General features: G+C 36.7%; 6 protein-coding genes. 4 read left to right on the top strand and 2 right to left on the bottom strand.

The window, feature by feature from the left end; all coding sequences use genetic code 11:
- The 3 genes from FC37_RS04305 to FC37_RS04295 form a co-directional block, all read left to right on the top strand.
- Positions 1 to 624, top strand: a 624-nt coding sequence (locus FC37_RS04305) for an RNA-guided endonuclease InsQ/TnpB family protein (RefSeq protein ID WP_156400656.1), incomplete at its 5' end; no start/stop codon positions are given.
- Between the two features lie 190 nt (positions 625 to 814).
- Entirely contained in the window at positions 815 to 1,792 is a 978-nt protein-coding gene (locus tag FC37_RS04300) for an SLAP domain-containing protein (protein WP_025005566.1), read from the top strand.
- 107 nt (positions 1,793 to 1,899) lie between these two features.
- Positions 1,900 to 3,234, top strand: coding sequence for an MATE family efflux transporter (locus FC37_RS04295; RefSeq protein WP_056945504.1), 1,335 nt, complete (start codon positions 1,900 to 1,902; stop codon positions 3,232 to 3,234).
- A 55-nt stretch (positions 3,235 to 3,289) separates the two neighbouring features.
- On the opposite strand, the gene murC is transcribed toward FC37_RS04295, so the two are convergent.
- Both murC and FC37_RS04285 read right to left on the bottom strand, forming a co-directional pair.
- Positions 3,290 to 4,603, bottom strand: a complete 1,314-nt coding sequence (gene murC / locus FC37_RS04290; RefSeq protein ID WP_025005565.1) for a UDP-N-acetylmuramate--L-alanine ligase — start codon at positions 4,601 to 4,603, stop codon at positions 3,290 to 3,292.
- A gap of 51 nt (positions 4,604 to 4,654) precedes the next feature.
- On the bottom strand, positions 4,655 to 6,556 hold the full coding sequence (locus FC37_RS04285) for an SLAP domain-containing protein (RefSeq protein ID WP_025005564.1): 1,902 nt from the start codon (positions 6,554 to 6,556) through the stop codon (positions 4,655 to 4,657).
- A 282-nt stretch (positions 6,557 to 6,838) separates the two neighbouring features.
- Here FC37_RS04285 and FC37_RS04280 point away from each other — a divergent pair, with 282 nt between their 5' ends.
- Entirely contained in the window at positions 6,839 to 8,155 is a 1,317-nt protein-coding gene (locus FC37_RS04280) for an IS4 family transposase (protein WP_236697277.1), read from the top strand.
- The last annotated feature ends 360 nt before the right edge of the window (positions 8,156 to 8,515 follow it).

The following is an 8,515-nucleotide window of genomic DNA, read 5'->3' as shown; positions in this document are numbered from 1 at the left end:
CTAAAAGCTAAAACCCAGCAAAAGACAGCAGTTGATGTCAATGTTGGCCACTTTAACTATACCGAGGGGCAAATCAATATTTTGCCTGCTAAATTGCAAAAGCTTTATAAGCGTATTAAGCATTATCAAAGAATGCTGGCACGTAAAAGAGAAGTTAACGGTAAGTTAGCTACAAAATCAAATAATTACTTTGCAGTGAGAACCAAACTGCAAAGAGATTATCGCAAAGCAGCTAATATTCAAAACGATCTATTACAAAAATTTACTACTAAGCTTGTTAATAATTACGATCAAATTGTAATTGAAGATTTGGCAGTCAAAGAAATGATGATGACGCATGTAGCTTCAAAAGGAATGCAGAGATCACTTTTTAGCAAGTTTAGACGAATACTAACTTATAAGTGTGATTGGTATGGCAAAGAATTAATCTTGGCTGATAAAACATACCCATCAACTCAAAGATGCGCTCAGTGTGGCTATGTCAAAAAAGGCGAGGAAAAGATCACTTTGCAGGGCAATAAAAAGCATGGTACCAAACATAATGAGTATGTCTGTTATGAGTGTGGCTACAAGAATGATCGCGATGAAAATGCAGTTTTAAATCTTTTAGCTTTGGCAAAATAAAGAAAATAAACAGGGCTGGCTAGGTCCTTAAGCTGTAAGAGCTAGTCAATGTGATTACTCCTATTTGGAATATCAGAATACTAGTGAAGACGACAGTAAATGAAACAAAGAAAGGAAAAATATATCTTTCTGATATGTAGGAAATTCGTATTCTTCTACATATTTCCATGTTTTATATAGCAGACAAAATATGACTACTAAAAAATTAGCAACTATCGCAGCAGCTTTATTAATCAGTGTTGCACCAGCAGCTGCCATTATCAATCAACCTGTTCACACAGTTCAAGCAGCTACGCAATCACAAAAAGGTAAAGTTACTCTCAAGAAATCCTTTAACGGCACAGTTCAAGTCTTCAACAGCAAAGGCAATGCCACTACCACTACCCAAAAAGTCAATGGCAAGAAGATGACTGTTGCTTCAACGGTTAAATCAGGCTCAAGTTTTAAATATTATGGCAAGCCTATCCTGATCCAAGGTAAAAAAGTAGATGCAAAAACTTCTAAGAACTACCACTACACTACCGCTTCTTACGTTAACATCGGTAAAAAACGCTACATCAAATCTTTGAATGTTAGCTCAATGGATGGACAAAATGTTTTAATCTTGAGTTCCAACTCTCGCATTTATGATAAAAACGGTCACCGCACTACTTTCAATGGTTTGTCACTCATCCCTAAATATATGTTAGTTAAAACACCAGCTAAAACCCACGCCACAACTAAGAATGACGTATTTTACTACTTCTCAAATCTTAGCGGATCTAAAAAGAGAAGTTTGAATACAACCACTATCAAGGGCAAGCCATTCTACGCCTTAGGTAATGGCGCTTATATCTATGCTTCAAATGTTGGCTTTGTCAACGGCAACACTCTTTACCAAGCTTCTGGCACCACTACAGCCACTATTTTAAACAAAATCCATGTTTTGAATAATAAGCTTAAGTCAACCAGCAAGTTGCTCAAGATTGGTCAAAAAGTTAAGGTAGATGCCACCAAGACCACTGGTGAAGGTGATGAAGCTGGCCTTTACTTCAGAATTGCTGGCACCAAAGGTAAAAACGCACAATACATTTACTGGGGCGACGATGCCGAATATGGTATGGATCAAGAAAGCACCACAGATGAATTCCAAGGCAACTTCAATTTAGGTAATCACCTTGCTAATTAAGATAATATGCTAAAATTAAATTAACGATAATATATGGCGGCCTAGAATCGTGAGGTTTTCCTCAAAGTATCTTTCTAGGTCGCTTTTTTCAATGTAGGAGAAAATTTATGGATGAATTATTTGCTAAAGCCCCGATCAAAAAGGTCTACTTTAAGCTAGCATTGCCAGTTGTTCTAGGGATGATCACTACCATGATCTACAACCTGGCAGACACAATGTTTGTTGCCAAAACTGGTGATACAAACTTGGTAGCAGGAATCACGATCGGTACCCCGCTCTTTACCTTTTTAATCGCTGTTTCTGACATTTTTGGGCTCGGTGGATCTTCACTAATTTCACGGCTATTCGGTGAAAGAAATTATCAATTAAGTAAACGTGTAAGCAGTTTTTGTATGATCGGTGGACTTGTTACTGGTTTAATACTAACAGCTATTTTACTAATTTTTGAAAATCCGATCCTTCATCTTTTAGGAGCAAAAGCTGCCACTTATCAGGATGCCGCCGATTTTTATCGTGTAATATCAATTGGTGCTGCTCCAATTATCTTTTCAATCATTCCGCAGAACTTAATCAGAACAGAAGGCTTAGCTACCCAAGCAATGGTTGCTACAATGACGGGAACCATTTTAGCTATCATCCTTGATCCTATTTTCTTGTTTGCTTTCAAAATGGGTGCAATCGGTGTTGGGATTGCCAACGTTACAGGTTATCTAGTCACTGATGCTATTCTCATTTACTACGTTTTATACAAAACTGACTACATCAAATTAAAGCTAAAATATAGCAAAATTAGCGGCAAAACAATCAAAGATATCGTAGCAATCGGCATCCCCGGTTCAATCACCAACTTCGCTCAAAGCTTTGGCATGGCACTTCTTAACTCATCTTTAGCTCTATACGGTGCAAACAAAGTTGCCGCAATGGGAATCACCCAAAAAATTTATAGTATCGTTATCTTGGTAATCGTCGGCTTTGCCTTTGGTTCTCAGCCCTTAATCGGCTACAACTACGGTGCCAAAAACTGGAAACGACTAAAGAAAATTTTGAACTTCGATATTCTTGTCCAAGTTGTCTATGCTGTAGTTTCAGGTGGATTATTAATTTTATTTGCTCGTCCAGTCACCGCCCTATTTATGAATCAACCAGATATCGTCAACGCTGGTAGTTATATGTTAATTGCCACTATTATTACCACACCAATTGTTGGTATCATTTTGGTCTACACTACCGTTTTCCAATCAGTAGGTAATGCTTGGGCCGCCTTCATTATGGCAATTACTCGTCAAGGCGTTGTCTACTTTATCGCATTAGAGATTTTGAAAGCTACATTTGGTTATCACGGCATCGTTTGGGCTCAAGCAGCCAGTGATATCATCACCTGCATCATCGGTTACTTTATTTATGAAAAGAGCCTGGATCTCAAGGATAAAATCAAAGATTAGCCAAAATAAAAACTGCTCTCTTATTGAGAACAGTTTTTTCATGCTTATCTTTCAATTAAAGCAATTTTTCAAAAGCATCTTCATACTTAGGAATATCGCCGGCACCCATAAATACGATGACAGAATTCTTATTCTTAGTTAAATCAGCAATGTTATCTAAGTCAATAACTTCTGAACCTGGGATATTTTTAACTAAGTCTTCGCTTGAAATATCGCCGTTAGCTTCACGAGCTGAAGCATAAATTGGAGTTACATAAGCCTTGTCTACGCCACGTAAGATTTCTTCAAAGTCTTTTTGATACTTCTTAGTTCTTGAGAAAGTATGTGGTTGGAAGACGACAACCAACTTCTTGTCTGGGAACTTTTGACGGGCAGCTTGAATAGTTGCGCGCATTTCAGTTGGGTGGTGAGCATAGTCATCAATAACTGCAATGTCGCCAAAGTCTTTTTCACTAAATCTACGCTTAGCACCCTTAAAGGTAAGAAGACCATCACGAATGTCATCCATTGGTACCTTTTCAGTGTAGGCAACCGCAATAACAGCAGTTGAGTTCAAAATGCTGTGATCACCAAACAAGTAAATTTCAAATTCGCCAAGATCCTTGCCATGTGCTAAAACATGGAACTTAGAACCAGTAGTTGACTTCTTAATGTCAGTAGCTTGGAAGTCATCAGTGTCGTTAAAGCCGTAAGTGTATTTAGGAATATCAGTCTTAAGGCTTTGAAGACGCTTGTCATCGCCCCATACAAACAATGCCTTCTTAGTTTGATCAGCTGCTGATTGGAATGCGCTGGTGTAATCGTCTTGATCCTTGAAGTAGTCTGGGTGGTCAAAGTCGATGTTAGTCATAATTTGGTAATCTGGGTGATATGCCAAGAAGTGACGACGGTATTCATCAGCTTCGTAAACGAAGAAGCGTGAATCTGGAACACCCTTACCACGACCGTCACCAATTAAGTAAGTAGTTGGTGCAACTTCACCTAAAACGTGTGACAAAAGACTAGTGGTTGAAGTCTTGCCGTGAGTACCTGAAATACCGATTGAAGTGTGCATTTGCACGATTTCTTCAACAGTATCTGGGTAGCTTTGCCACTTAACGCCTTTATCAAGACATGCCTTAACTTCTGGGTTATCTTCCTTGAAGGCGTTACCCTTAACGATTACTTGTTCATCGTTACTCTTGATGTTGCTTGGGTCAAAGTCCTTAACTTCAATACCAGCTTTTTCAAGTGGAACTTGAGTGAAGGTGTACTTTTCAATATCACTACCGGCAACGTTGTAGCCTAAGTCGTGAAGAAGTAGTGCTAAGGAAGCCATACCGGTTCCTTTAATACCAATAAACCAAATTTGTTTGTTTTTATCTAACATATTTAACTCTCCATAATGTTAAAAATACTCGTCTTTTATTCTAACATTATTTCATTTTTCCGTAGCAAAATCAGAGAACTTTAGAAGTACTTTTTTAGCCCCGCTGCTTGGGATTAAGTAATATCTTGTCTTTTGGTTACCTTTCCAACCTTCTGCTGGATAATAGCCTGGCTTGTGTGCCCACTTTTGATATACGCTAACCATTGGATATGTCTTGTCACTATTGTAGGCTTGACGCATTAAGTTCAAAACTTGTTGTGCTTCTAGTGGCGTTAAGTTGTTGATGTCTTTTACTTTTACTTTAGCACCCTTCAAGTTTTTCTTAGCAAAATTAACTTGCCATAAAGCTTCGTTAACTGCAGCCTTAGTTGCATCTTTATCCGCTGCAACAGTCTTCGCATTTTCTATGGCTTGGTCGTACAAGCTACGATTTACCCAATTATCAAGACGATACTTATCTGATGCCTTAACAGTACTTTCATCAGAAATTGCATTGGTAAGTGAAGTCTTTTCACTAGCAGTTGCTAATGCACTATTTGCTTTTGCTTCAGCTTCTGTGTTGCTGGTCTTAAGCTTTCTACCACTGAGTGCTACATCACTAGCTTTGACATAGAGATTGCTGTAGGCAGTATTTTGACGATCGTCTTCTGCACCTGATTTGTAAACCAATGAGTTTTGAACATGGTAGTACAATTCAGCTTTGTTTTCCTTGGCATCCCACAAGTAAAGCTTTTGGTTAACGGCCAACTCATCACCGTCAAATTTAGTATCAACCTTTTCACCGTTGACGTTGTAGAAAGCAGTTTGACCTATCTTGAAGTCAGCCACACTATAGCGCATGTTGTACGCATCTTCACCGCTAAGATATTGTTTAACTAAAGTTGGACCATTATCACCACTCCAAACATAAGGAACGTCTGGACTGCTTTCTTCATATAAACCAGTATCAATATAAACTGGATTCTTACCGCCTTTTACACGATAGTAAGAAGCAGTATAGTCTCCCATACCGGTTTGAACCACCATATCGGCTGTTACAGTTTGTCCTTTCTTGTACAGCTTATTGATTTGTTGGAAGTCTTGATTGTAAGCAAGTGTATCGGCAACAATCTTAACCTTGATAGGACCTTTGGTATAAAGAGCATTACCATTAATGGCATTTACGTTGTTAGCCTTGATGTACTGATTCTTACCAATTCTGAAGTAATAGTTGCCCTTAATCTTGTAGCTTTTAAGTGAACGAACAGTATGGTTCTTGTTATTAGCCACATAGAAATATTGGCCACCTTTGTCCTGAACTTTACCAGCATATGGTACTAATCGACCTGCTTTAATTACTTGTCTTTGACGTTGACCGCGAGAATTATAAACGGAACTATTTTGAGAAACGAATAAAACTCCCTTGCCATTTAATTTAGCAATTTGGTCACTTTGAATATAGATGTTCTTGCCAATGTTGTAGTAAGTATAAGGCTTACGGTAGTATTCCTCACCGTTTGGAGACTTAATCTTAGTGTTATATGGCAAGTAAGCACGCTTGCCGCGGTAGGTCTTCAGTCTATTACCATTTTTATCGTAGACATATGAATTTCTAGTAAGTACATATGTACCGCCCTTCATTACATACGCATTATTTTGTTTGACATATCCACCATTGCCGATATAGTAATAAGGTTCCTGGTTAATAAGACGTGGTGTTGTGGCACTAGCATAAACCACTTTGTCACCCTTAGTTAAAATAGGTTGACCATAGAATTTATAATTCTTAATTTTGATACTCTTATTGGCATGGATAAATTCGCCTTTTTGTCTAATATAAGGCGTTGCGGTTTTATCGTAGCCTTTATGTAAAGTAATACTTTGTGCATTAACTGTTTGAGAAGTTATTAATCCTAAAGAAACTGCTGCTAAAACAGCCGCTGCACTGGATAAAATTTTATTGTTGAGTTTCATTTTCTCCACTCCCTTGTGGCTTTGTTTCAATAACTTTTACAGTTTTATTATACCTTGGTTAATTACTCTAGGATGGAATTTGATTTACGGCAAAAAAAGCGTTGAGATTTTTTCCAATGTCATTAAGTTAAGACATTGACGAAGGTTGGACTTTATGAACCGAATCATTTTGATTCGGTTCTTTTTCTTTCTAAAATAAAAAGTGAGAAGAAAATGTCTCTTCTCACTTCACTTGTTTAAATTTTCAGGTCTTTCAAATAATTTTAGAAAGGTCGTATTATTATGAAAGCCCTTCATTCAAATATTCTAAAGCTGATGGACAATATTATCAATAAAATTGCCGCTAATATTCATGCTTTCTCTACTTCAGATAAGGCTTTTACCCGTTGTCGCAAGCTCAATGTCGTTGACTTGATTAAGCTAATTCTAAATATAGGAGCCGGCAGTTTAAACTCGGAAATCTTTCATGCATTTCCTGATATGAATCTCAGAATGACTACTTCAGCTTTTGAACAGCAGAAAGCTAAATTAAAGCCCGAATGTTTTAAGGAAATTATGTTAGAACTCAGTCGTGAAAGTACTACACTACAATTGTTGGATGATAAGTATTTAGTTGTAGCGATTGATGGATCTGATTTTGACCAGCCATTTAATCCTAAATCGAAAAACATTTTTAACAATAATGAGGGCCAAGTATATTGTCAGATTCACGTAAATGCTCTCTACGATGTCTTGAATAAATTATATTTAGATTTGATTATTCAGCCTCATCGAAAGATGGATGAACGTGAAGCTGCGCTGACAATGTTAGAAAATCTGGACAAGCGAGAAAAAGATTTTTTAGTTTTAATGGATCGCGGCTACAGCAGCTTTAACTTAATTGAAAACTGTAACAGACTAAAGAATTGTCATTATCTTATCAGAACTAAAGCTGGATATGGTGCCATTAAAGAAATCGCTGTATTGCCAGAGCATGAATGTGATATTGACCTTTCGTGCAAAGTAACCTCATTGCATCGCTATTATATGATTCACAAAGATACTGAAAAATTTCTCCACTTAATACACCACAAAAAGCATCACTATAAAGCCGTTCGATCTAAAAATACCTACGATCAGCGCTGGGATTTTGAAGATTTATGCAATGTAAAGTTCCGAGTATGTAAGTTTAGAATTAATCCACCAGGCTCAGATGATGAGTGGGAAGTACTCATCACCAATTTGGATCGAAATGAATATCCTCTAGCTAGAATGAAAGAGATCTATCACCTTCGTTGGGGAATAGAAACTTCCTTTAGGGAGCTTAAATATGATTTAAGTGGTATCCAGTTTCATTCTAAAAAAGATCAATTTGTTTATATGGAGATATACGCTCATTTTGCAATGTATAACGCTGTGAGCTTATCAGTAATTGCAAGCTCAAAACCGTATACTCAGGGAAAATATCAATATCAAATAGACTTTAAAATGGCTTGTTGTGTTTGGCGTCGATATTTTAATTCAAGTGATAACTCTGATAAGGGGTTTACGCAACTATTATTAAATATGTCATTTTATCTTACACCATTAGACCAGGGAGAAAAGACAAGCGAAATTTAAAGAATAAATTAGTGATTGGCTTTCCTTATCGTCTAGCAGCCTAAACTAATTGAAAAGAACTATCTTCTTGACAGTTTATTTGTGTTACTAAAAAAGACATTTACCGAATAAAATAATTCGATAAATGTCTTAAAAGGTGGCACCAGATTTGTCAATTCTTAACTTAATGACATTTTAAATATTTTCTCTATAAACCTAATTTAGTAGAATTCCTTAATTTATGAGTTTCTTTTATACTATAATTAGCATCTGCTTTAACAGCATAATTGATGTTAATATATCAATTTAAAATACGTTTACTATAATTATTTATTTATTGAATGCAATAAATAATCTACTACAAAACGCAAAGGACTTTGA

This window comes from Lactobacillus gallinarum DSM 10532 = JCM 2011 (assembly GCF_001434975.1).
Lineage (GTDB): Bacteria > Bacillota > Bacilli > Lactobacillales > Lactobacillaceae > Lactobacillus > Lactobacillus gallinarum.
Note: the sequence above shows the minus strand (reverse complement) of the source record. Positions and strands in the feature narration are given on the sequence as shown.

Bases quoted from the DNA above. Each gene is read 5' to 3' on its own strand.
- FC37_RS04295 (WP_056945504.1), top strand. From the start codon at position 1,900: ATGGATGAATTATTTGCTAAAGCCCCGATCAAAAAGGTCTACTTTAAG.
- FC37_RS04300 (WP_025005566.1), top strand. From the start codon at position 815: ATGACTACTAAAAAATTAGCAACTATCGCAGCAGCTTTATTAATCAGT.
- murC (WP_025005565.1), bottom strand. From the start codon at position 4,603: ATGTTAGATAAAAACAAACAAATTTGGTTTATTGGTATTAAAGGAACC.
- FC37_RS04280 (WP_236697277.1), top strand. From the start codon at position 6,839: ATGAAAGCCCTTCATTCAAATATTCTAAAGCTGATGGACAATATTATC.
- FC37_RS04285 (WP_025005564.1), bottom strand. From the start codon at position 6,556: ATGAAACTCAACAATAAAATTTTATCCAGTGCAGCGGCTGTTTTAGCA.